The 21,616-nt window shown below is 41.4% G+C and carries 23 protein-coding genes; 1 reads left to right on the top strand and 22 read right to left on the bottom strand.

Features of this window, described 5'->3' with window-relative positions; genetic code table 11:
• Positions 1 to 19: 19 nt before the first annotated feature.
• The 17 genes from KQI87_RS00360 to KQI87_RS00440 form a co-directional block, all read right to left on the bottom strand.
• Positions 20 to 337, bottom strand: coding sequence for a thioredoxin family protein (locus KQI87_RS00360; protein WP_216458415.1), 318 nt, complete (start codon positions 335 to 337; stop codon positions 20 to 22).
• A complete protein-coding gene (locus KQI87_RS00365) occupies positions 337 to 588 on the bottom strand; it encodes a sulfurtransferase TusA family protein (RefSeq protein ID WP_216458416.1) in 252 nt (83 codons plus the stop codon). The genes KQI87_RS00360 and KQI87_RS00365 overlap by 1 nt, the downstream gene beginning before the upstream one ends.
• A gap of 12 nt (positions 589 to 600) precedes the next feature.
• Positions 601 to 1,470 carry a 4Fe-4S binding protein gene (locus KQI87_RS00370; protein ID WP_216458417.1) on the bottom strand — a complete coding sequence of 290 codons (870 nt, stop codon included), beginning with the start codon at positions 1,468 to 1,470 and terminating at the stop codon, positions 601 to 603.
• A gap of 101 nt (positions 1,471 to 1,571) precedes the next feature.
• Complete coding sequence (locus KQI87_RS00375; RefSeq protein ID WP_216458418.1) at positions 1,572 to 2,807, bottom strand: O-acetylhomoserine aminocarboxypropyltransferase/cysteine synthase family protein; 1,236 nt, start codon at positions 2,805 to 2,807, stop codon at positions 1,572 to 1,574.
• A 210-nt stretch (positions 2,808 to 3,017) separates the two neighbouring features.
• Positions 3,018 to 3,917, bottom strand: coding sequence for an NAD(P)/FAD-dependent oxidoreductase (locus KQI87_RS00380; RefSeq protein ID WP_216458419.1), 900 nt, complete (start codon positions 3,915 to 3,917; stop codon positions 3,018 to 3,020).
• 13 nt (positions 3,918 to 3,930) lie between these two features.
• Positions 3,931 to 5,433: an aryl-sulfate sulfotransferase gene (locus KQI87_RS00385; protein WP_216458420.1), complete on the bottom strand. Its 1,503-nt coding sequence runs from the start codon at positions 5,431 to 5,433 to the stop codon at positions 3,931 to 3,933.
• Positions 5,434 to 5,483: 50 nt separating this feature from the next.
• On the bottom strand, positions 5,484 to 5,798 hold the full coding sequence (locus tag KQI87_RS00390) for a thioredoxin family protein (RefSeq protein ID WP_216458421.1): 315 nt from the start codon (positions 5,796 to 5,798) through the stop codon (positions 5,484 to 5,486).
• A 21-nt stretch (positions 5,799 to 5,819) separates the two neighbouring features.
• On the bottom strand, positions 5,820 to 6,890 hold the full coding sequence (locus KQI87_RS00395) for an ABC transporter substrate-binding protein (protein ID WP_216458422.1): 1,071 nt from the start codon (positions 6,888 to 6,890) through the stop codon (positions 5,820 to 5,822).
• Positions 6,891 to 7,029: 139 nt separating this feature from the next.
• Positions 7,030 to 7,830 (bottom strand): ABC transporter permease, encoded by an 801-nt coding sequence (locus KQI87_RS00400; protein WP_216458423.1) that lies wholly within the window; start codon positions 7,828 to 7,830, stop codon positions 7,030 to 7,032.
• Between the two features lie 16 nt (positions 7,831 to 7,846).
• On the bottom strand, positions 7,847 to 8,908 hold the full coding sequence (locus KQI87_RS00405; protein WP_216458424.1) for a sulfate/molybdate ABC transporter ATP-binding protein: 1,062 nt from the start codon (positions 8,906 to 8,908) through the stop codon (positions 7,847 to 7,849).
• A 365-nt stretch (positions 8,909 to 9,273) separates the two neighbouring features.
• Positions 9,274 to 9,444, bottom strand: coding sequence for a hypothetical protein (locus KQI87_RS00410; RefSeq protein ID WP_216458425.1), 171 nt, complete (start codon positions 9,442 to 9,444; stop codon positions 9,274 to 9,276).
• A gap of 78 nt (positions 9,445 to 9,522) precedes the next feature.
• On the bottom strand, positions 9,523 to 10,968 hold the full coding sequence (locus KQI87_RS00415; protein WP_216458426.1) for a hypothetical protein: 1,446 nt from the start codon (positions 10,966 to 10,968) through the stop codon (positions 9,523 to 9,525).
• Entirely contained in the window at positions 10,965 to 11,453 is a 489-nt protein-coding gene (locus tag KQI87_RS00420) for a sigma-70 family RNA polymerase sigma factor (protein WP_216458427.1), read from the bottom strand. The genes KQI87_RS00415 and KQI87_RS00420 overlap by 4 nt, the downstream gene beginning before the upstream one ends.
• Before the next feature lie 361 nt (positions 11,454 to 11,814).
• Entirely contained in the window at positions 11,815 to 12,114 is a 300-nt protein-coding gene (locus KQI87_RS00425; protein WP_216458428.1) for a hypothetical protein, read from the bottom strand.
• A 250-nt stretch (positions 12,115 to 12,364) separates the two neighbouring features.
• Positions 12,365 to 13,690, bottom strand: a complete 1,326-nt coding sequence (locus KQI87_RS00430; RefSeq protein ID WP_216458429.1) for an IS200/IS605 family accessory protein TnpB-related protein — start codon at positions 13,688 to 13,690, stop codon at positions 12,365 to 12,367.
• 32 nt (positions 13,691 to 13,722) lie between these two features.
• Positions 13,723 to 14,166: an IS200/IS605 family transposase gene (gene tnpA / locus KQI87_RS00435; protein WP_216458430.1), complete on the bottom strand. Its 444-nt coding sequence runs from the start codon at positions 14,164 to 14,166 to the stop codon at positions 13,723 to 13,725.
• A 97-nt stretch (positions 14,167 to 14,263) separates the two neighbouring features.
• Entirely contained in the window at positions 14,264 to 14,530 is a 267-nt protein-coding gene (locus KQI87_RS00440; RefSeq protein WP_216458431.1) for a hypothetical protein, read from the bottom strand.
• A 131-nt stretch (positions 14,531 to 14,661) separates the two neighbouring features.
• Here KQI87_RS00440 and KQI87_RS00445 point away from each other — a divergent pair, with 131 nt between their 5' ends.
• Positions 14,662 to 15,021 (top strand): helix-turn-helix domain-containing protein, encoded by a 360-nt coding sequence (locus tag KQI87_RS00445; RefSeq protein ID WP_216458432.1) that lies wholly within the window; start codon positions 14,662 to 14,664, stop codon positions 15,019 to 15,021.
• Between the two features lie 402 nt (positions 15,022 to 15,423).
• Here the strand turns inward: KQI87_RS00445 and KQI87_RS00450 are convergent, their stop codons facing one another.
• The 5 genes from KQI87_RS00450 to KQI87_RS00470 all read right to left on the bottom strand — a co-directional run bounded on the left by KQI87_RS00450 (position 15,424) and on the right by KQI87_RS00470 (position 21,405).
• Positions 15,424 to 17,142: a leucine-rich repeat domain-containing protein gene (locus tag KQI87_RS00450; protein WP_216458433.1), complete on the bottom strand. Its 1,719-nt coding sequence runs from the start codon at positions 17,140 to 17,142 to the stop codon at positions 15,424 to 15,426.
• A 70-nt stretch (positions 17,143 to 17,212) separates the two neighbouring features.
• Positions 17,213 to 17,737: a hypothetical protein gene (locus tag KQI87_RS00455; RefSeq protein WP_055199793.1), complete on the bottom strand. Its 525-nt coding sequence runs from the start codon at positions 17,735 to 17,737 to the stop codon at positions 17,213 to 17,215.
• Between the two features lie 86 nt (positions 17,738 to 17,823).
• Complete coding sequence (locus KQI87_RS00460) at positions 17,824 to 18,450, bottom strand: response regulator transcription factor (RefSeq protein WP_216458434.1); 627 nt, start codon at positions 18,448 to 18,450, stop codon at positions 17,824 to 17,826.
• Positions 18,398 to 19,741 carry a sensor histidine kinase gene (locus tag KQI87_RS00465; protein ID WP_253292280.1) on the bottom strand — a complete coding sequence of 448 codons (1,344 nt, stop codon included), beginning with the start codon at positions 19,739 to 19,741 and terminating at the stop codon, positions 18,398 to 18,400. The genes KQI87_RS00460 and KQI87_RS00465 overlap by 53 nt, the downstream gene beginning before the upstream one ends.
• Entirely contained in the window at positions 19,738 to 21,405 is a 1,668-nt protein-coding gene (locus KQI87_RS00470; RefSeq protein WP_216458435.1) for a histidine kinase N-terminal 7TM domain-containing protein, read from the bottom strand. The genes KQI87_RS00465 and KQI87_RS00470 overlap by 4 nt, the downstream gene beginning before the upstream one ends.
• Between the last annotated feature and the right edge of the window lie 211 nt (positions 21,406 to 21,616).

The following is a 21,616-nucleotide window of genomic DNA, read 5'->3' on the forward strand; positions in this document are numbered from 1 at the left end:
TTTATGTCTGCTTATCTTCTTAAAGCTGTTCTTCAATCCAGCTGTTTAATTCTGCCTGTTTCAGCGCTCCTGTTTTCCGGTCTTTCGCCTGTCCATTCTGGAAAAAGATCAGCGTCGGATTTGCCTGCACTTCATACTGCTCTGCCAGTTCCGCATCAAAGTTTGTATTTACTTTATAGACTTTGATCTTATCTTCATAATCATCTTCCGCATTTCCGAGAACCGGCGCCAGTTTTTTGCATACCACACAGGAATCAGAATAAAAATCTACCAGAACCGGAAGCGCTTCTTTTAATACTTTTTCTTCAAAATCTGCTTTGCTTACCCGTGCTGCCATTATTCTTCCACCTTTCTTACATACATGGTGTAAGTGCCATCTTCATTATCGACTAATTTCAGTACTTTATGTCCCTCTTCCTTCATGCTGCGCGGTACATTCTGCACCGGTTCTCCATCATTCATGCGGACAGCAAGGATTTCTCCATCTTCCAGTTCTTCAATTGCTACTTTTGCCTTTACAAAAGTCAGCGGGCATACTTTATCAGTAATATCAACCTCATCGGTCACTTCAAAATCTAATTCAGCCATCGTTTTCTCCTTTCAGTGTCCCTCATACGCATCTTTCAGCTGTTTGCGGAAATCTTCCTCTCCCACACGCTGCAAGGTCTTGCGGAAACGTTCGCTTGGATTTGCATTTTTCTCAAAGAAAGTAATTGCTGCATCTGTTACACGGAACAAAGTTTCCTTATCCGGGATCAGAGGAAGCAATTCTTCTCCTTTATAGATGTTATTTCCAAAAGTTCCTCCAAAGGATACGATATATCCCGGAGTTCCTTCCCATGCATCCACCGGACAGCTCTTTACACAGCGGCCGCAGTGATTACATTTCTGGGTGTCCAGTTCTACTTTACCGTCCACCATCTTCAGTGCGTCCTGTCGACAGGCTTTTACACATACGCCACAGGAAATGCAGTCGTCTTCTTTATATTCGATGTTCATACTGCCCTTGATCCCGACATCATTTTCTTCTGCTTTCAGACAGTTATTCTGACATCCGGTAACACCGAACTTGAATTTGTGAGGAAGCTCACGTCCGAAATATCTGGCATCCAGTTCTTTTGCAAGTGTGTAAGTATCGATGCATCCACTCGGACAGACTTCTGATCCCTGACAGGCCGTGATAGTACGGACACGAGGACCGCATACACCAGTTCCAACGCCGCCTTTTGCCAGTGCCTCTTTAACTTCTGCCAGTTCTTCCACTTTGATAAACGGAATCTCTATTCCCTGACGGGATGTCATATGTACATAACCACGACCGTATTTTTCTGCTACTTCTGCTACAGCTTTGATATTTTCAGCAGTCAGATTACCGCCGATCACTGCCAATCGCAAGGAGCCATAACCTTTCTGTTTCTGTCTCATATAGCCGCCCTTTTTTAAGGCTGCATAATCTACTTTCTGTGCCATTTTTTCTCTCTCCTTTGTATCATACCTCTCAGTTTTTTTCAATCGTCTGAGTGAAATGTATCATAACGCTTAGATTTTTTCAATCGCCTGAGCGAAATGTATCATAACTCCCAGATTTTTTCAATTGCCTGAGCGAAATCTGCTTTCAGATCTTCAATATCTTCGATTCCCACACTCACACGGATCAAGTCTTCAAAAACACCAGCATCTTCTTTTTCTTTCTCTGAACTGTGAAGACTGATCGTTGATCCCGGATGGATCACCAGTGTCTTCGTATCTCCGATATTTGAAAGTGTATACGGAATTTTCAGTGCATCAATCAATGCAAATGCTTTTTCTTTACTTCCCACCCGGAGAGTCAGGATTGCTCCATATCCTCTGGTAAATTGCTTCTCTGCGATTTCATTCCAATTGCTGCTTTTCAATCCCGGATAATTAACGGTAATAGATGAGTAAGTATTCTCCAGCCACTGTGCCAGCGCCAGCGCATTATCACACTGTCGCTCCATTCGCAATCCCAGAGTTTCCATACCGATCAGATTTAAGTAAGCATTCATCGGTGCCAGACATGCTCCGGTGTCTCTGAAGAGACTGTTTCGCAGTCTTGCGATATATGCAAGTGAGCCAAACTTTTTGTAAGCTGCAATTTGCGGATACATCTCAGGATCCCATTTGAATTTTCCGCTGTAGGTCAGGATACCACTGATGGAATTACTACTTCCATTGATATATTTGGAAGAAGAATTGACCACAATATCTGCACCGTGTTTAATTCCCTGAAAAAGATAAGCCGTTGCTGTGGTATTATCCAGGATCAACGGAATCTTATGTTCATGAGCAATCTGTGCCAATCGCTCCACATCTGTTACGTCTAAACAGGGATTTCCAATCGTCTCTGCAAAAATCAGGCGCGTATGCTCATTAATTGCTTCCTCGATTGCCTCCCAGTCATTGTTCTTTACATACCGTGTTGTAATCCCGAACTCTTCAATATCACGGAACAGATCAATGGATCCTCCGTAAAGGCTTGCGGAAGATACGATCTCATCTCCGCTTCGCACGATATTTAAAATAGCATTCATAATAGCCGCCATACCGGAAGCACAGGCGATAGAAGCCATGCCACCCTCCAGTTTTGTGATCCTGTTTTCAAATGCAGCTACTGTTGGATTCCCTACACGGGTGTAACAGAATCCCGGCGCTTTATTTTCAAATATTTTTTCCAGATCTGCGGCGGTATCCTGTTCAAACGCACTGCTTTGATAGATCGGGGTAAGAGTTGCTCCCTTTGCTTCCCGATCCACTCCTGCATGGAGGAGGTCTGTATTAAAACTCATACTCTTTTTTCCTCTCTCAGTAACGTGTCTTTTCGGATCATTCCCGCAGATCGTTACTTTCCTGTTTTGTCTTTGATCTGTAACTGCTTATTCTCTTTACAGTTACGAACCAGAATCAATTAGCTGGCAGATATTTGTAATCCACTTCGCTATTTGATCTGGTTAAATTACCTGCTGTAATTGTAATAATATTTTCGTTCAACTATAACTTTATTTCAGGTATTCCACCACTGCAGTTGCTGCATTGGCACCGTCCGAAACTGCGGTTACTACCTGGCGAAGTTTCTTGGTTCGTGCATCTCCTGCCACATACAGACCTGCCAGACTGGTTTCTCCTGTTTCCTCTGCTTTCACATAACCTGCTGCATCCAGTATCACAAGTTCTTTCACCAGATTTGTCTGCGGTACTGATCCGTAAGCTACGAATACACCATCCACTGCTATCGCAGTTCCGTCTTCCAGAACCACTCCGTTTACTTTCTCTGCTCCGGTAATTTCTTTTACCTGATGTTCCAGTACAAACGTAACATTTTCTTTTTTTCTCAGTTTTTCCACTGTTGTGGCTGCACCGCGGAATTCTTTTCTTCTGTGGATCACATATACCTGTTCTGCCAGATCTGCCAGATAAACAGCATCATCAAGTGCTGTATCTCCGCCGCCAAGAACAGCGACTTTTTTACCCCTGTAAAAAGATCCGTCACAGATTGCACAATAGGAAACGCCCTTTCCTGAATATTCCTGTTCTCCCGGAATATTCGCTCTTCGCGGTGTCGCCCCTGCTGCATAGATTACAGTTTTGGTTTCTACTGACGATCCGTCTTCAAATATAATTGTAAAAACTGCAGAGTCTTCTTTTTTTATCTCTGTTACTTCCTGCTCCAGAAAAGATACTCCAAATTTTACTGCATGTTCCCGGAACTGTTCTCCCAGATCATATCCACTGATCCCCGGCAGTCCCAGGTAGTTGTCTACCTGGCCGCTCTCCGCAATCTGTCCGGTTCCCTCATATTCTTTTTCTATCACTACGGCTGACAGATTTGCCCGTTTTGCATAGATGGCTGCGCTTAAACCTGCCGGACCGCTGCCGATGATACCTACGTCATATGTCATATCTTTCGTTCCCTTATTTCTCTTCTTTCAGATCACCCTTCTTTACAGAAGCTACGCAGAAATCAAGTCTCTCATCATCACTGTCGTCATCATCTCCGTTCATTCCGGTTACACTGGAACGATTTGGATCTACTCCTGCAACTACGGTCACTTTTCCGGTTCCTGCTCCCTTAGATGCTCCCGGCACACGGAAAGTTTCCACATCCAGCGGCTCAATTGACACTTCTTCACCATGAGTTGCCTGCGGTACCCATTCATACGGTGCACGGTATGCACGGTAAACCATGTTCATCTTGAAGTTTCCACCGATATTTTTAAAGTAAGGATTTACATATTCCCATACAATCTCATGCTCCGGTGTTACCTCGATCAGGTGTCCGTCAGAACCTTCTGTGATCAGTGTGTTTCCATTTGGAAGACGCTGCGCGGAACTGATGTAGGAGCTGTAGAATTTGGAAGCATCGGTGAATAACAGGTTTCCTGCTTCCAGTGGCGTATACTGCCAGATGATTTCCAGTGTGATCGGATCAAATTCCAGAACACGGGAGTAATCTCTGTGTGCGTTGTTGTTTCCGGTTGGTGCGGATGGGTTTGGATTTCCGTAACCACCTTCTCCACCATTGTCAAATACCAGCAGATTTCCTTCTCCCGGAAGACCTTTTGGAATCATGTGGAAATGATGCTGTCCAATGATCCAGCCTAATTTTCTAAGCTCTTTTGTCTTGGAAAAATCAGGTCCGATCTGCCATACGATTTCTCCTGTTTTCTTGCTGATGATTGCCAGAATGTTTGCATTTCTCGCATCAAAGATCAGGTTGTCCGGATGGAATCTCTCATCGCCTGCATCGTACCATTTATTTTCTCCAAGTACGGATACGCAGTTAATATGCATCCAGTCGCCGCCGGCTTCTCCGTGAAGTCCCGGATTACGGGACAGTACATTCTTTGCAGATTCGTCAAAATCAAATTCTTCAAAATGATCAGAAGCACGCCAGCTCCAGAGGATATTTCCTTCCCAGTCTACTTCGATAATCTTGTCATCAATCAGTTTTTTATCTGAAATTTCGTGATTGTATACATTCTCATGTGTCAGGATAATTGTGTTTCCACTGTCAGTTTTTGGCTCTCCGCCCGGATAATAATATCCAACAGTGTTTCCTTCTCTCTGATAATCATGATGCTGTCTTGCCTGCCAGGTCGGCTCTTTTCCCGGGTCTGCGATCAGTTCATTATGATCAAATTTCCAGACGATATTTCCGTCATAATCTACCTGCACAAGATCCAGCTGATCCTGATATGCATATTTTCCACCACGTTCTCCGGTAGTTCCCATTACATAGCCACCCGGAAGAATCTTGTTTGGAAATCCGCCAAGACCTGCCCACAGATTCACTTCATTTCCGTTCATGTCGATCAGAAGTGCTCCCTTTGCTGATGGATAAATTGTGTAACCGTTATATGCTTTCTCTTTGTTATATACTAAAACTCCTGTTGGAAATACGCTTGGATAACCCATGATCTTTTGCCTCCTGTTTCTTAATCTTTATTTCTTCTGTCTTTTTTGTTCTATGCCAGTTTTTTAATTTCTTCCTGTATGATCAGCGGATGAACTTCACCCACCAGTTTGTTTTTAATCTCTCCGTTTTTGATAAATAACAATGTCGGTACTGCTGAAATATCAAATCTGCTCTGCAACAGTGCTTCCTGGTCAATATTGCATTTACCAAAGAAAACATCGTCTCCCTTTTCCTCGGAAAGTTTATTTAATGCACCTGCCAGTTTTTTGCAATGGCTGCATGCAGTGGTATAGAATTCTACAACCACTGGTTTGTCTTTCTGAATCTCCTGATCAAAATTGTTTACGTTCAGTTCCTGTATCATAATGATTTCTCCTTTGTCTGCTTATTCAGCTGTTGCCTGGTCCGGATATGCAATGTCTACTGCTTCAGTAGTGATAAAATCACGAACATTGTAATCTTTCGGGAAACTTCCATGTTCGAAGCCCCATTTCTCAATATCTTCCAGATGCTGTGTTGCTTCCTCTGAAAATCCAGGTGTGAAGCTGTAGTTCTCCCAGTTTGCCTTAAAATCATCTGCTTTGATTCCCAGATCACTTTCCAGATATTCTGCGGTTTCATCCAGATGGTCATTGATATACTGTGTACTTTCGTCGATCGCCTGCAGGAATTTTGCAAGCACCTCTTTATTTTCGGTAATATAGTTATCTGTTGCCAGGAAGTAGGTTCCTGTCTGGATGCCGATTTCCTGAGAAGTTGCTGCCAGAACCCATCCGGCATCTTCAATATAATTTGCCTCGGAGCCATTCGCATATACTGCGGATGCGCTTCCTTTCTGGATCAGTGCCAATCGGGTCTGAGAAGAATCGGTATTGATCAGATTCTGTTTGCTCTCATCCAGTCCCAGATATTCGATGCACTTACTTGCATAATAGTAAGTTACTGTTCCTTCCTGATACATGAATCCTGCTGAACCATCCAGACTCTCAAGATCATCGGCATATTTCGGATCCACATACAATCCGCCTGACTGTGCTGTGCCGCCACCGGAAAGCTGTGAAAAAATCTTCAGGTCTGTGGCATCAAGAGTATTACCCAGACGGTTAACTGCCGCATAATCTGCCATCATTCCAATATCAGCAGTTCCGCTGACTACAGAATCAATGGTATTGATACCGGCTACAAATTCTGTTGTTTTCAGGTCAATTCCATATTTTTCAAAAATCCCCTGCCATAATCCTACTTCCGTAGCATACTGATCAAGCTGACCGGTCATGACTGCATCTCTTACTGTTACCAGATCCCCGTCAGATGTAGATGCATCGGAGGATGCGGTTTCTTCTGTTGTCTCTTTTGTTGTCTGTGTGCTGTTGTAAGATGATGTACTGCCGCAGCCGGAAAGTGCTCCAAGAATAAACACTGCTGTAGCTGCCAGACTGATAACTCTTTTCTTCATAATAACGTCCCTCCTGTGTACTCCTCTTATTTTATATACCGCAGCTCTCCTGACTTTTACAGCGGCTGCTTTTCTTTCATTACGCCTCTTTACGTTGCATTTTCAGCGTTTTTATTACACTTTTTTACTGCGTTTTTCATTACGCTTTTTTCACACCAAAATGTTTTAAAAATGTCGTTCCGAAAAGCTGAAGCAGACGATCTGCTACGAATCCGATCAATGCCAGGGTAACGATTCCTGCAAATGCCCAGGCTGTTTTATAGTACATCTTGGAACTCTGGATCAGATAACCAAGACCATCGTTGCCAACCAGCATCTCTGCCGCAATTACACAAATGATACTGCTGCTGAGTCCCAGTCGGATACCTGTGAAGATATTCGGAACTGCGGACGGCAGAACCACTGTAAAAAACACTCTCAATCGGCTGGCGCCCATACAGGATGCAGCTTCCATCAGAGATGGATCAGTAGCAACTACTCCTGCGATTGTATTGACCAGCACCTGGAAAAATGCTGCATACAGGATCAGTGCTACTTTTGAAGTATCATCCACACCAAACCACATCAGAAACAGTGAAGTCAGTGCAATGGCCGGAATGAAACGAAACAGGCTTAAGATCGGCTCTACGATCCAGCGGATCGGTTTGAAATGTCCGACTACCAATCCGATCGGCACTGCCGTGACAACTGCAAGTCCCCAGCCTTTTAATACTCTGCTTATAGATGCTACCACATCCGCCCATAAGGTTCCGTCTTTTATCAGTGTTTTTAATGCCTCCCAGGTCTCTGCCGGACTCGGAAGAAAAATTTCATCATACTGCAGGGATCCAAGTCCCCAAATCAGAAAAACGATCAGCCAGGATACAATCCCTGTTTTGATAATTTTCAGAGGCAGATCCCAATTGCCTTTTTTCTTTGTGCTTACTGTCTGTGCTGCCATATTCTCTGCCGCCTTCCTAGATATAGTACATGCTGGATGCATCCAGTCCTTTGTTTGTCAGTGTTGTTGTTGTCTTGTCATCGAAGACATACATCTGATTGATGAGCACCCATACCTTATCGCCACTCTTTAATGGTCCGTTGACCAGAGGGGAATTAGTTCTTACGGTGATTCCTTTGATATTTAACAGTACTTCGAAGTAATTACCTCTGAAAATACTCTGTTCTACTGTTGCATGTTCGTAAATGGCACTCTCTTCTATTACATCTTTGGAATTCTTGATCTCTATAAATTCCGGTCGGATGACTGCTTTTGTACCAGGTCCGATGGAATCAAATCCTTTTAATTTTCCGTATTCTTCGATGATGGAGGATTTTCCGATAAACTGCGCAACAAATGGAGTCTTCGGATGAAGATAAATCTCTACCGGATCTCCCATCTGCTCTACCCGGCCTTCATTGGTGATGATGATCTCATCCGCTACCTCAATGGCCTCATCCTGATCGTGGGTTACGAAAATACTTGTGATTCCGATCTTATCAATGGTTTCTCTCAGCCAGGTTCGAAGTTCCTGTCGTACTTTCGCGTCGATTGCTGCAAATGGCTCATCCAGAAGTAATAGCTCAGGATTCGGTGCCAGTGCTCTTGCAAGTGCGATTCGCTGTCTCTGGCCACCGGAGAGCTGATCCGGATATCTCTTTTCCAGTCCCGGAAGTCCTACCAGATCCAGAAGTTCTCCTACTCTGTTTTTGATAAATTTCTTATCTTTCTTCTGAATCTTTAAGCCATAAGCAATGTTGTCATATACAGTAAGATAAGGAAATAAGGCGTAGTTCTGAAATACGAATCCGATTCCTCTCTGACTGGATGGGAGATCGTTTACCACATTTCCATTAATACAGATATCGCCGGAATCCTGATGCTCCAGCCCTGCAAGCATTCGGAGAATCGTTGTCTTTCCACTTCCTGACGGTCCAAGAAGACCAACCAGTTTTCCTTTTTCAATTGCAATATTCACATCTTTGGAAGCCTGAAAATCTCCAAAAGATTTATTGATGTGTTTTAATTCAATATACATATCTCGTCGTCCTTTGTTCTCGCGTGTGCTTTATTGTCTACTCTACCTATTATTCCTATCGAATTAGTATGTTTTCTGTTTGGAAAATAATAGCATTAATGAATTATAATGTCAATAAATATGGTTATAAGGGTTTTGTAGGGTTAGTTATTGTTTTAAACTATAGCCAAGAGTTCTGAGGCTGTATAACTTTAGTTTTGCTGACTGTTAAGGAGATAAAACAGGCAGGGGTGCTGCTTGATTTATTGGCGTTTGTAACTGCAACGGAGTACTTCAGCGATATAAAAAAACAGCCTGCCTTAATGACATATAGTTCCATCAAAACAAACTGTTCTTTAAATTTACACTTTAACGTTGCAACAAAGTTAAGAAATACTTTCCTGTTCCAGCTTTTTTCCATGTTCTTTCATATACTTTAATACTGGCCATACAGTTTCATATTCTTTCTTTTCCAACAGAACTTCCAGTCTCCGCTGATCATTTGCAGTCAATTTCTTTGTATATGATTCATACTGCTTTAATTCATGGATTCCCATTCTATATGTTTGAAAAGGAATTCCCGTACGGTTACAAAGGTCTCGAAAATTACATTTCAATATTCCATAATATAGTTTTTACTGCTGGAAAATATCTACCAGTCCCATCTTTAACGTAGCATCCGAAAATTCATATGCTGCTCCGTCTCCATTGATATTAAGATACATATGATCCAGATCACTCTCATTCACGATCCAGGCCATATCCACCTGCACACTTTCGTCAGGTTTCAGGGAAGAAATATAGTTTCCTCCATTTCCATAATCTTCGGACACACTATAATACTGCATTTCGGGTGTTTTTTCCCCGCCACTCCAGATAACACGGTCGAATCCATTGCCAGACTGATCTCCCGGATCATAAATCTCATAAATTCCATTCTCATGCTTCAGCAACATCAATGATCCAAGATACAGCATATGAGTGATTTCCTCGTCTGACCTGTTTGTATAAGTAACTGTCGCATAAATAAGTTTCTGTTTCACATTTTCTGTTTTTACGATCTCATCTACAGAATTAATACCGTCGCCGGATTTAACATAGGATAACGTATTATCTATCAGTTTTCCATCTTCTCCAACTTCAGCCAGCAATTTTTCCGGCACATGATCCTGGTCAAACAGCTGCAGGTCGTCCGCTATCTGAATAGAATCTACACAAACTGAAATCTTACTGTCGTCTATATAGTTGCCATTGCTGTCTTCTCCTGTTCCTGATATGGTGAATTCATCACCTATCTGATGTATCGGCAGTTTATCATCTTCAATAGAAGTAATTGCTTCGTCTGTCAATGTTTCTTCAGGTGACACCAGTTCACTCCAGGTATACAGATCAGCAGTTTCTATCATTGTCTCATTTTCTGTGATCTCAAGATTCTCAGCTACTTTAACAGCATCTTCTTTTAATACATCGTCACCTATATAAATCGTAATTACACGATATATATCCGGGCAAAAAAGATAAATTCTCTGATCATAAGACTCTTCCCAGAGTTTATTAAATTTAAGATATACGCCCTCATAACTGCCAAAAGTCCTTTTTTCATAATCGACCACATTTTTGTCCTGTATTACTTTTCCCATATCATCATTGTCCAAAAGTACAGATGAAAAACTGAATCCTCCATTATTTATATGTTCTGGATACTGCAGATGAAATTCGTCGATCCACTCCATACCTTCCGGAATATATCCCGTTGAAATATCTATGTCATGGATTTCTGCCGGAAGATCAATCTTTCCATTTTTGTCATCTGTCTCAAGTCCGATTGAAATACTGTATTTTCCCTGTTTTTCTATAAACATATGATATAAATTTGTACCTGCATAGACTATTGTTGAGGCAGCCAGTGCGCCTGCTGCTACTGCCGCAACTACTTTTTTGCCTGTCCATTTTTTCTTTCTTCCTGTTCGAATATTAATTACTTTTATATCCTGAAGCTGTTTTTTTACTTCATCCTGGATCATCAGATGAATAAATTCCGGAGTTTCAGGAATGTTATTTTTCATATATTCTAATCTCATATGATCAGTCCCTCACTTTCCTGTAAATCACGCTTAAGTTTTCCCCGTGCTCTCGCAAGTCTTTTCTGGACTGCCCCTTCGCTTATCTCAAGGATCTGTGCTATCTCTTTTATATTGAAATCTTCGATATAATAGAGGATAACTGGCAATCGCAATTCTTCTTTCAGAGAGTTCAGTGCTTTGTACAGGTCACTGTAGTCCGTATTCGTATCTGCATTCGTTTCCGCCATTTCACTCATCCCTTCCAGAGGTACCAGTCTACTCGATTTTCTTAAAAGGGTATAACACTCATTGATCAATATACGGATCAGCCATGTTTTGGCATACTTATCATTTCTTAATGTCTCAATCTTGGAAAACGCCTTAACAATCGTTTCCTGAATTGCATCCGCACAATCATGATCATCAGATAAAATTGTTTTGGCAGTGGAATACAATTGTCTCTCGGAGTCGAGAATTAATGTTCCTAATTGTTCTCTGGTCACTTTAACACCACCTTCTTTGGTCTGCCGGCATTTCTTTTTACATAGATTAGACGGACAGCGCTGTAAATTATCCCTGGTTTAGATAAATTATTTTAAAAATTTTTTATTCTATAAAAACACCGTGCAATTGTACAAAGATTTTATATCTTCCAGATATCCCTTCTATAAAAAAATCCTTGATAGTCTGGGAAACCAGACCATCAAGGTCATTCTTTAATCCAACTTGCATTTCATGCTTTACATGATATTTGTAATTTTAATTATATGGTCCGCCTATTACGCTATAGAAAGATTCTCCAGATGCAGTATCAAATGTTCAATTTCCCAGCTGTTTTCCTATGGTTACTGTTCCCAATATTTTCTAATAAGAAATACTATAGCTTAAGTCCTCACACAGATTTCCATTCTGATAAACAGATACCTTTACCTTATTTCTTCCTAGTTCAACATATAAGCCAAAATTATATTTAAAGAATTTTTCCTCACTAGTCAAAGCTATTAATTTCTTTTTATCATACTCTTTATCTTCTTCTCTTGCATTTTCCTTTTTAAACTCAATTACAAGAAGATTATTCTTGTTACTCTTTCTTCTATGAATAATCAGATCTGGAACAAAACTATACTCAAAATCATTAATATATATTGTTTTAGTTTCTCCCATATCACGATTATATTCACAATCCAAATCTGCCCACTGAAATTTTGTCCATGAACCCTCAAGATTTCACCTCTTATTACTTTGTGAATTCCTCACATGACTGAAGTCACGTGCTTCCAGACGCTTTAGGCGTCAGACTAAATATCGGCGGATACGCCTGTAACTTAGGCCAGTGCAGTTATGCACATTTTACTATGCCAGACATGGCAGGTTCCCACATTATACAGGTAGTCCGCTGTATATCTGCCTGCAATTATGCTGCTTTTAAGGCTTCCATTTGTAAATGTAATTCTCTTAAATCCGCATAAATGCATGAGGTTCTACGCTTTACTGCAGGAACTTTTGCCTCCAGCAAAGACCTTTCCGTTTCCGGAAGGGGTTTTAAAAGTTCTCTGATAAAATATCTTGCTCCGATATTATACGATGCCGACAGGTCACAGTTATATCTTTTTCCTGTCTGGAATACACAAAGGCTGTGATTTTTCGGGTCACGGGATACGCTTCCGGAGCCATCGTATGCAAGCCTGCTTGTATTCCACGCACAGACTCTGGATACACGCATTCCTCTTCTGTGCGCCTGATGTTCACAACGCTTCTGGATATCCCGTTTTCTCCACAGATGCAGTTTCTGTTTTTTCTTTCCGGATATCTTCCCCTGCATTTCCAGATATTCGAATACGATCACATCCGCACGGTTCTCTTCGGCATATTTTACAATCGCACCTGCAGTCTTTCTTCCCAGTTCTATATTCAGACGTTTCGTATATGCCCATCTTCCCCGTAACTGTGCAGCGTCGTGTTCCCTCTGGAATCTCCGGATTCTTCCCAGTGTGCGGTACATCCGGTCTTTTTCACTGGGATGATCGATGAATTTTCTCCCCAGGACAGTTCCGTCTGCCCGCATGATGGTACAGACCGCATCGGTATTGATTCCTAAGTCCACGCTGCAGATGATCTGTTCTTTTACCGGTGTTTCTGTAAGTATCACTTCTTCTGTATAGGAAAAACGCAGGAAATATTTATAGTGTCTTTTCTCCAGTGCCGGAGCAGATGCCTTTTTACTGGACCAGTTCTTCCGGAGGTATTCCATATCTGTATGGTTTAACCGCACACGGAACCATTTCCAGTCATGACCATCATACAGTTTCAGGTATGCTTCATCTCCTTGTGTACCTTCCCGGTACATTACATCACGGTAAAAAACGGGCATGGCATGGTTCTCATATACAAGCCGGGGTTTTCCTTCTTTTTTCCCTGACATTTCCCATAACTCCATCCGTGTTTTGTAAGAAGATACGCTTCCCAATGCATGCTGGATTGCAGATCTTCTGAGGTAGGATGGCATCTTTGGAAAACGGAGATCAAAATCAAAGCAGGCAGAATTCTTTTTCGTAGTATGTACCAGATGCTCCGCGGCATTGAACCGCCTTTTTGCATCAGGGATCTCTTTCAGTTCTTCCCACACCTGCTCATATATTTCTGTCAGATAACTGACCGCAGACCTATAGATCTTCAGTGTCTGGCAGATCGGGATATTCTGTTTTCGTAATTCTACGCCATAACTGGATACTGTCCGCATCTTCTTTCCTCTCCACTAAATAATTTCTTCTGTCAGACCTTCTTCTTTTCTTTTTCCTTTTGTCCTTTGATATAAGCAAGTATCTGATCTCTGCTCCTGTCACTGACCGTTACGGCACAGTAAGACGGATTCCACAGATGTCCACCCCACAGTTCCTTTTTTAACTCCGGATGTACAAGAAACATCTGGCGTGCAAGATTTCCTTTCATGATCTTGATCATATCGGAAATATAAAACTGTGGTTTACAGTCCACAAGCAGGTGGATATGATCCGGCATCACCTCCATTGCCAGGATCTCAAATTTATATTCTTCTGCAAGGTTCTGTAACATTTCTTTACATTCTGTATCGATTCCATTTTTTAAGACCTTTTTTCTGTATTTTGTGCACCATACAAGATGATACTGTAAAGAATAAACATATCCCCTACCATATGAAAGTTTGTTTTTATCTATATTAAATATATCTTTTTCCATATAAACATCATACCATATGTAGTTACTTATGTAAACATTTGTTCTGGTGTTTTATAAAAAAATTTGCGCGTCTAACTCATCACTACTACTACACGTTTTACCGTTTTCCACAATTCTCATATTGTTTACATAAATCCAAAATGCTTCTGATATTTTCCGCATTATCATCCCAATATTCATCCGCTGCTCCAAAAGGCATACCATTAAGCAAATTCAATCTAAATTTAGCCAATTCATACCCTTCCCTCATACCATCATAATATATTTCTTTAATAATATTCTCAAGCTTGTCATCTCCATAACAACGAATTGTTTTACTGAATTTTTTACTGTTGATCAATTTTTCAATCTCTTCTTTTGTCATTATCCTTCACTCCCTCAAATATACCATTGGTATATTTATCTTTTATCATATACCAATGGTATTGTCAATATATTTATGCTACAATGTAAAATATTATAATTTCAACAATAATAGGAGTATTAGTAAGATCAATGGATATTTTAGATAAAGAACGGTTAAAAGAATGCCGACTAAGACTGGGAATAACCAAACAAGAGGCCGCTAAAAAAATACAAATTTCGCAACCTGCATATCTTCGATACGAGGCTGGTTCACGTAACCCTTCTATACAGATTATTTCTAAAATGGCTGAAGTTTTTTCAACATCTACAGATTATCTTATTGGAAAATCTGCTGATCCATCTCCAAATAGAATAGTCGTTGAACAAAGTGAATCTCCATCTCTGTTTTTTCTCATTGAAACATGCAAGAATCTAAACACGACCCAATTAGCACGACTTACAGCTTATGCAAGGACGTTATCAGATGTTACTCTTGATGACGAAAGATAAAAAAATTACACCCGCCAGAGTGTGTTTCAGATTGCAGGAAGGATTTTTCAAACACGCTCTAAAGCGTACTTTTGGTGGATAACCTAATAAAGGTGCCAGATTAATCTGACACCTACATGTAAAACATTAAGCCACTATAAACTGACAGCTCCGCCGCATCATATTATTTATTATTATAGAAATTCTGAATTGCCCGCACCAAAAACTCTGCAAATCCATTTCCATATTCCTCATTAAGTATTTCGCGGCTTTTATATCTTCTGATCCAATAGCCGTCTTGTCGTCGTACCCGCCTCCGTGCGGGCATTTTTCAATTCAAGAGAGCGCCGCAGGCGGTCTTTCCTATAAAGTAAAAATAGCGGCAGCACTGCCGCTATTTTTGATTGAGCACATCTGATAAATCTACTGTTCTTTTTCCATCTTTGGACTTGCCGAAAAACAGTCATCCGGTATTTTCGTCAGACTTTCCGGCATATCTACCTGCTCCAGATTATCACAGAAGGAAGCAAATGCTGACGGTAATTCCGTTATCCCTTCACCCAATGTGATCTTTTTGATTTTTGATCCGGAAAAGGTTCCGAATCCTTCGAAAATACATTCCTTTCCAAAGACAGCTTCCTCAAATCCAGTGTCCATGAAGCAACAGCCTTTTACTGTTGAACCATCTCCTATATGTATGTATCCCCCGGCTCCTGCCCCACTGAAAGCGGAATCCCAAAGATAATTTTCACTGGCAGGCAGTTCCACATCTCTCAAGGCTACACAATCTCTGAATGCAGATCCGTCAATTTCTACTGCCTGATTACCGAAAACCACAGTTTCCAGACTGGTACAGCCTGAAAAAGCATAGCCTCCAATCCAGGTCAGAGAATCCGGAAGTGTTATTTTTTTCAGACCGGTGCAGCCCTCAAATGCTGAAACGTCAATATAGCGCATTCCTTCCGGAACTTCAACAGAAGTAATCTTTGTATTATCCTTAAATGCCAGTCTAGCAACACCATTCATTACCGTGTCTTCAATGCTGGAAGGCAGAACAAGCTCCGTTCCTTCTCCTGTATAACCACTCAGCTCCTCATAGCCATTTTTCTCATAGCCGCCATTATCCTGCTGTTCCTCCTCAAGCTGTTCCAGGTCAATCTCCAGACTTTCCAGCAATGTTTTCATCTCTTCCCTGTCCAGGAATTTCCAGAGTTCTTCTTCCGGACAATCAGGAATGCTCACCAGTATGCTTATAATATACTGATCTGTCAGATCCCTGTAAAGGGTAATGTCCCCTTCCTCCCTTCGGCATGCCACATAATAATGGCTTTCTCCCACATCTGTTTCTTTTATTTCTCCGTCTGCCTTTCTTTCTGCATTTTTCTTTGCATCCGGGAAGTGGACGATCTGAATATTCAGGTTTCCCTCATAAGCACAGTGGATCTTTCCATTCACAAAGAGCTCTGCATATTCTCTGCCCTGCCACCGGGTTGGCAGTTTCACGGAAATTCCTTTGGCAGTCACCTGTTCATACTCAATTCCTTCCTGGAATTTTATTCCCTTCATCACAGTCTGTATCAGCTTATCTTCCATCACAGTATAGATATCATCAAAACGCTCTGTTGTTTTTACTTCAATCTTCAGACCATCCCAGTTTCCCACATAATGATCCTCATATTTCAGAATTGCAGCATATTCTCCGCTTCCCAGATATACTGCTGTCTGATCCGGTCCGTTTTTAGCTTCATCCAGATTAGAGCTGAATACAATTGCATTCATACCGCTGATGGTGGTTTCTTCTGTTTTTCCCTGCTTTGCTCCTCCTTCGCGGGCGTTCTGTGCATATTCAAGTTCCGTAATGCGATTTGAAATCTGCCCTGCTGTTATGGGTGCAAGTGTCATTGTCCATTTCCCGTCTGGATCTGCAAATTCCAGATACCCCTCTTTTTCTGTCGGTTCTTCTGCTTCATAGGGAAGAGTAACCGTAAATTTTCCCTCCCCATAATCATATTCTTTATACTCCGGCAGTGGTGTGGGTGTTGCCGTAGGCGCTGCTTCTTCAGTTTTTTTCTCACCACATGCACACAAAAGACAAACACACAAAAATACAATCGGAAGCATCACTCTTTTTAAACTTTTCATAGCTTTCTCCTTTCTGAATCCTTCTTTTAGTTACATAACCATTTTCCTCCTCCCACTCATAGAGCTTTTATCATGAATTAAGACGCTGTCCGCAATATTCACAATTGCTCAGACGTCCTTTTATTACCTGATTCTTTGCACCGCAGCTGGTACAGGTAACTGTAATATAAATCTTTTCATTTACACGTCTGTTTGGTGCAGTAATCATAATATAATTTCCTTCTCTGTCTATCTGGATATTCCGGATATATCCCCTGGCAATAAATTTTTCCAGTTTTTTTACTGCACCTTTTCCCAGCTCCTGCTCAAGTTTCTCAAATGAGACCGTATTCTGGGCATAAGATTCAAACCAGCAGGCAATTTCCCTGGCTTTTTTCTTCCGTAATGCTTTCTGAACTTCCCTGAAAGTCGGATATAAAAATAACAGACAGAGCAGGATCTCTGTTGCTGCCATTCCCCAGCGTCCTTCACCAATATACTTCTCCGATGCACCAATGGCTCCCAGGGATAAAAGTATGCAGAAGCCACAAAGAACCCACTTCAGTTTTCCCAACACCCCTGCTTTTTTATTTTTTTCTGTCAAAAAATCATTCATGTCTGTTTCCTCTCTTATCAAGCGGATATTTGCACTCCGCTTCGCTTTCTGCTCATAACAGAATAACTTCGCAGTTTATCAGCTTGCTATTTTAACGTAGTTACGATCAGTTTACTTTCCAGTGCAGCCGCTATCAAATCTTCTTTACAACTGTATCCTGCCCTGGCTATCATTTCCTGAAAATTCCATCTCACCCCGGAGGTAGAGCATTTCATTTCCCGCGCAATCTCTGAATATGACATTCCACGGATATACAGGCGGAGCATCTCCAACTGTCTGGGACTGATATCACCGCTTGTGATCCAGTTAAGCTCCACCTTCGGCGTCATATCCGGAAATACATGCTCACCATTTAAGGTTCTGTGGATCACACTCCGTATTTCCTCTTCCCCGTGATCCTTATACCAGAGACTGTCTGCACATCCACACTTTGCCCTCTCCAGTACCTTGGGGTCGATCAGTGAAGTAACGATCAATACCCTTGTATAGGGATACTTCTCCCTGATTTCTTTTCCGGCACTGAGTCCATCATGATTATGAAACGTCTGCACATCCATGATCACAAGATCAATTGCCGAATAATCACAGATTTTTACAGCTTCACGTGCGTCTGAAACTGTCTGGACATGTCGGAATTCCGGCTCCTGCATAATAATATATTCAAAATACTTCTGCATGATCTTCTGATCTTCTACTATCAGTATCCGCACCATCGAATCCCATCCTTTCTGTCAGTGGCATTTTCAATATCAGACAAAACTCAGGGGAAAAAGAAACCTGCATCCTGCATTTTCCTGATTCAGCTGCCTTTCTCAGTGCAGATAAACCACCGCCTTCTTCCGCATTTTTGTCAGGCACCTCTCCATCATTGGTAATCTGAACAGTATATTCATCTGCATTTTTGTCTATCTTCACCCAAACAGTACTGCCATGGGCATGTCTGGCACAGTTTGTCACACATTCACGGATTGCCCTGTCTGTCAGCAGCCTGTAAGATGGATGCATGGGAAAGTTCCCACTGATCTGAACTGAAATTCCAAGCTCTCCTGCATGTCTGATCGTATCCTCATATACTTCTTCCATACTCTCAACAGCAGAACCGGTAAGAATATAAACCAGATGTTTCAATACAGACAACTGTTTATCCATTTTATCCGGATCTTCTTTCCTTTCCAATATTCTGCGTATTGACAGAAGGCTTCGTCCAAAATTGTCATGAACCTGCATTTTCATGACAAGCGTCTCCTGCTCTCTGATTTTATCTCCGATTTTTTCGTACATTTCCTCCAGCTTATGATTCAGGATTTCCAGCTTTTCATTGTTTGCCCTGATTTTTTCACCATTGTAATAAATTTCTGATACATTAACTGCCACTGTCTGCAGATATCCTGCACAATCCGGCTCCTGCAGACTATATTCCTGAAACATCCAGACGGAACCATCAGGAAAATAAAACACATTACTGTCTTTGCTCAATCTGCAAAGACCTTCCGATTCAGGTTCCCCACTCATTGCTTTCCTTAATGCCTCATAATCCTGCAGATAAGAACCTGTCATAATTCTGCTCAGTTCCTGCATCTTGTTATTGCACAAAACAATCCTTCCAAGAGGATCCGAAAAGCAGACCCCGCAGGGAACATCATTCACAGCTTCATTCACAGACCAGTAAGACAGAGAATGATGATATCTGCGTCTCTCGCTCCGGATTGCCCAGCAAAGATAAATCAATACTCCTATAACCACCGTCATTAAAACACAGACCGGATAACCCTGAAGCATTGGCTGATAGGAACTTTCTCCCAGACAATATCTGTGATCATTCATCAGAACGCCCATAAGCATGAAAGAAACTACAAAGACAGCCACTGCCGTTACAATTTTCTTTTTCCCGGAAAAACAGGTAATTCTTACTAACAAAAGGATTAATTCCAGAATCATGCAGATTTCAAGAAGAATCATCAGAACATTCTGTATTGCCATACTGCATTCCACAAAACTGATCATCTTCCGCCTCTCTTTCTGAAGACGATACAACTAATAAACCATTCGTTTTCATCTTCCTGCTGCACTTTTAATTCCGGCCTTTCCGACATGAATCCACGCAGATCCGCCTCTGATACAATATGAACTGAAATCCGCAGAGCATCATCAATCTGCGACACACGGTAAAAAACAGACTGCATGATATCAACCAATCGTTCCACAAGCCATTCAAAGGTGTCATAGCATTTTAGTATATCATCTGCATTCAGCTGCACATCCACATTTTCCGCGTAGTAAGCTGCCCGGATCCTACATAATTTTAAGCTGTCACAGGATTCTGCCAGGCTTTGTCTGAGATCTTCCATTGTAAGCAGATTTCCATCTGATGCATATTGTGTCAGCACCAGATTCTTTCTCCGCTTCAAATACGTACCAACAACTACAATTTTACCGAGAATCCGATCATATTGTTCCCTCGATTCTGTCCGCTCCAGCTCATTCATAAACTGTGACAGCAATTCCAGCTGACCGGCGGTCTGATTCTGTATCATATTTAACAGACGATTCTGTTCTTCTGTCTTTCTACGCTCAGCCTCTTTCTGATAAGCTTTCTGTAACAGACGGTTTCTGGCAGTCAGTTCCTCCTGCTGTTCCCGAATATCCTGATACTGATCCAACAGTACCGAAATATCCTCTGACCAAAACAAATGTCCTCCCCTTATAGGAATATGGTTGATCCGGATTCCCTGTTCCTGTACTGATGATCTGTCTATTATGATTCTACGCAGTTCAGGCGACAGCTCGGGAAAATCACCGGAATGATAATAGCGCTGAAAAGAATGATCTGTAATCTCTGCATCCAGTCCTCCGGAAGTCTGGAATAATTCAAAATATCGATTATTGGTCTGTATCAATCCACATAATATACAACCCTGAAAAATTGCTGCCATTAAAAGGCAGCACACTGCCGTCATATCCCCTGCAATGATTTTGATGAAAGGCAGGCGGAGTATATTTCCGATATTCCATCCCAGAAGTAATATTCCTGGAATCACCGGCAGCCAGAACTGTTTCTTTCCCGGAATTCTGCTTTTTCTGATCAGAATGATTTCCATCCCTGTCAGACAGATCAAGATCCATCCCTGAATCACCATAAAAACAATACCATAACTGTAATCTTTATCCGAAAATGGGGGCTGTTTGGAAAAACGAAATACCAGCTGATGCAAATCATTTGTAAAAACACTTACGATCAATATCGCTGCCACGGTCAGCAAAATTATAATCTTTCTGACCGTTTTCTCTTCCTCCTTTTCGCCCAAAAACATTGCTGCTGCCAAACCCAGAACCGGAATCAGAATCATGGGAATATAATATAGATACCAGCAGATATGTTCTCCAAGAGGATCATGAAAAATATGAAATTTTACTGTCCGCACAAAGAACCAGAATACCATCAGACAGCCAATTGCAGTCAGGCATCTGCGCGTTTTTTTATGTACTACATGCTTTCCCAGATAAATCACCCAGGCACAGTACATTCCCAGATAAATACAGCTACGACACTGATCTGCCAGATTTCTCATAAAAACATTTTCCGGTCTCGCCTGCCTGCAGAAATAAGCCAGCAACACACTTATCAGAATCACTCCATATGACAGAGTCCTCTTTTTGTTGTATGTCATGAAAATTCCTCTTTCACCGGAGCGTGTTTGAAAAATGCTTTACGCAAGATGTGCGTCACAATTTGCAGGAATGATTTTTCAAATACGCCCTAATCCATTTTTGTAATAATTATACTATAAAGCACCATTTTGTCATATAGTTTTTAGAGAAATCATCTATTTTCAGAGTTTTTTATCACAAACAGAGTGAACAATTATGTCCACTCTGTTT

Origin of the sequence: Blautia sp. MSJ-9, assembly GCF_018919065.1 — a bacterium.
Lineage (GTDB): Bacteria > Bacillota > Clostridia > Lachnospirales > Lachnospiraceae > Blautia_A.

What these genes read in the sequence shown, in the direction of transcription:
- KQI87_RS00455 (WP_055199793.1), bottom strand. Translation starts at nt 17,737, where the DNA reads ATGAATGATTTTTTGACAGAAAAAAATAAAAAAGCAGGGGTGTTGGGA.
- KQI87_RS00390 (WP_216458421.1), bottom strand. Translation starts at nt 5,798, where the DNA reads ATGATACAGGAACTGAACGTAAACAATTTTGATCAGGAGATTCAGAAA.
- KQI87_RS00430 (WP_216458429.1), bottom strand. Translation starts at nt 13,690, where the DNA reads ATGCGGACAGTATCCAGTTATGGCGTAGAATTACGAAAACAGAATATC.
- KQI87_RS00365 (WP_216458416.1), bottom strand. Translation starts at nt 588, where the DNA reads ATGGCTGAATTAGATTTTGAAGTGACCGATGAGGTTGATATTACTGAT.
- KQI87_RS00400 (WP_216458423.1), bottom strand. Translation starts at nt 7,830, where the DNA reads ATGGCAGCACAGACAGTAAGCACAAAGAAAAAAGGCAATTGGGATCTG.
- KQI87_RS00440 (WP_216458431.1), bottom strand. Translation starts at nt 14,530, where the DNA reads ATGACAAAAGAAGAGATTGAAAAATTGATCAACAGTAAAAAATTCAGT.
- tnpA (WP_216458430.1), bottom strand. Translation starts at nt 14,166, where the DNA reads ATGGAAAAAGATATATTTAATATAGATAAAAACAAACTTTCATATGGT.
- KQI87_RS00385 (WP_216458420.1), bottom strand. Translation starts at nt 5,433, where the DNA reads ATGGGTTATCCAAGCGTATTTCCAACAGGAGTTTTAGTATATAACAAA.
- KQI87_RS00370 (WP_216458417.1), bottom strand. Translation starts at nt 1,470, where the DNA reads ATGGCACAGAAAGTAGATTATGCAGCCTTAAAAAAGGGCGGCTATATG.
- KQI87_RS00395 (WP_216458422.1), bottom strand. Translation starts at nt 6,890, where the DNA reads ATGAAGAAAAGAGTTATCAGTCTGGCAGCTACAGCAGTGTTTATTCTT.
- KQI87_RS00445 (WP_216458432.1), top strand. Translation starts at nt 14,662, where the DNA reads ATGGATATTTTAGATAAAGAACGGTTAAAAGAATGCCGACTAAGACTG.
- KQI87_RS00405 (WP_216458424.1), bottom strand. Translation starts at nt 8,908, where the DNA reads ATGTATATTGAATTAAAACACATCAATAAATCTTTTGGAGATTTTCAG.
- KQI87_RS00470 (WP_216458435.1), bottom strand. Translation starts at nt 21,405, where the DNA reads ATGACATACAACAAAAAGAGGACTCTGTCATATGGAGTGATTCTGATA.
- KQI87_RS00360 (WP_216458415.1), bottom strand. Translation starts at nt 337, where the DNA reads ATGGCAGCACGGGTAAGCAAAGCAGATTTTGAAGAAAAAGTATTAAAA.
- KQI87_RS00450 (WP_216458433.1), bottom strand. Translation starts at nt 17,142, where the DNA reads ATGAAAAGTTTAAAAAGAGTGATGCTTCCGATTGTATTTTTGTGTGTT.
- KQI87_RS00425 (WP_216458428.1), bottom strand. Translation starts at nt 12,114, where the DNA reads ATGGGAGAAACTAAAACAATATATATTAATGATTTTGAGTATAGTTTT.
- KQI87_RS00380 (WP_216458419.1), bottom strand. Translation starts at nt 3,917, where the DNA reads ATGACATATGACGTAGGTATCATCGGCAGCGGTCCGGCAGGTTTAAGC.
- KQI87_RS00465 (WP_253292280.1), bottom strand. Translation starts at nt 19,741, where the DNA reads ATGATCAGTTTTGTGGAATGCAGTATGGCAATACAGAATGTTCTGATG.
- KQI87_RS00460 (WP_216458434.1), bottom strand. Translation starts at nt 18,450, where the DNA reads ATGGTGCGGATACTGATAGTAGAAGATCAGAAGATCATGCAGAAGTAT.
- KQI87_RS00410 (WP_216458425.1), bottom strand. Translation starts at nt 9,444, where the DNA reads ATGGGAATCCATGAATTAAAGCAGTATGAATCATATACAAAGAAATTG.
- KQI87_RS00375 (WP_216458418.1), bottom strand. Translation starts at nt 2,807, where the DNA reads ATGAGTTTTAATACAGACCTCCTCCATGCAGGAGTGGATCGGGAAGCA.
- KQI87_RS00415 (WP_216458426.1), bottom strand. Translation starts at nt 10,968, where the DNA reads ATGAGATTAGAATATATGAAAAATAACATTCCTGAAACTCCGGAATTT.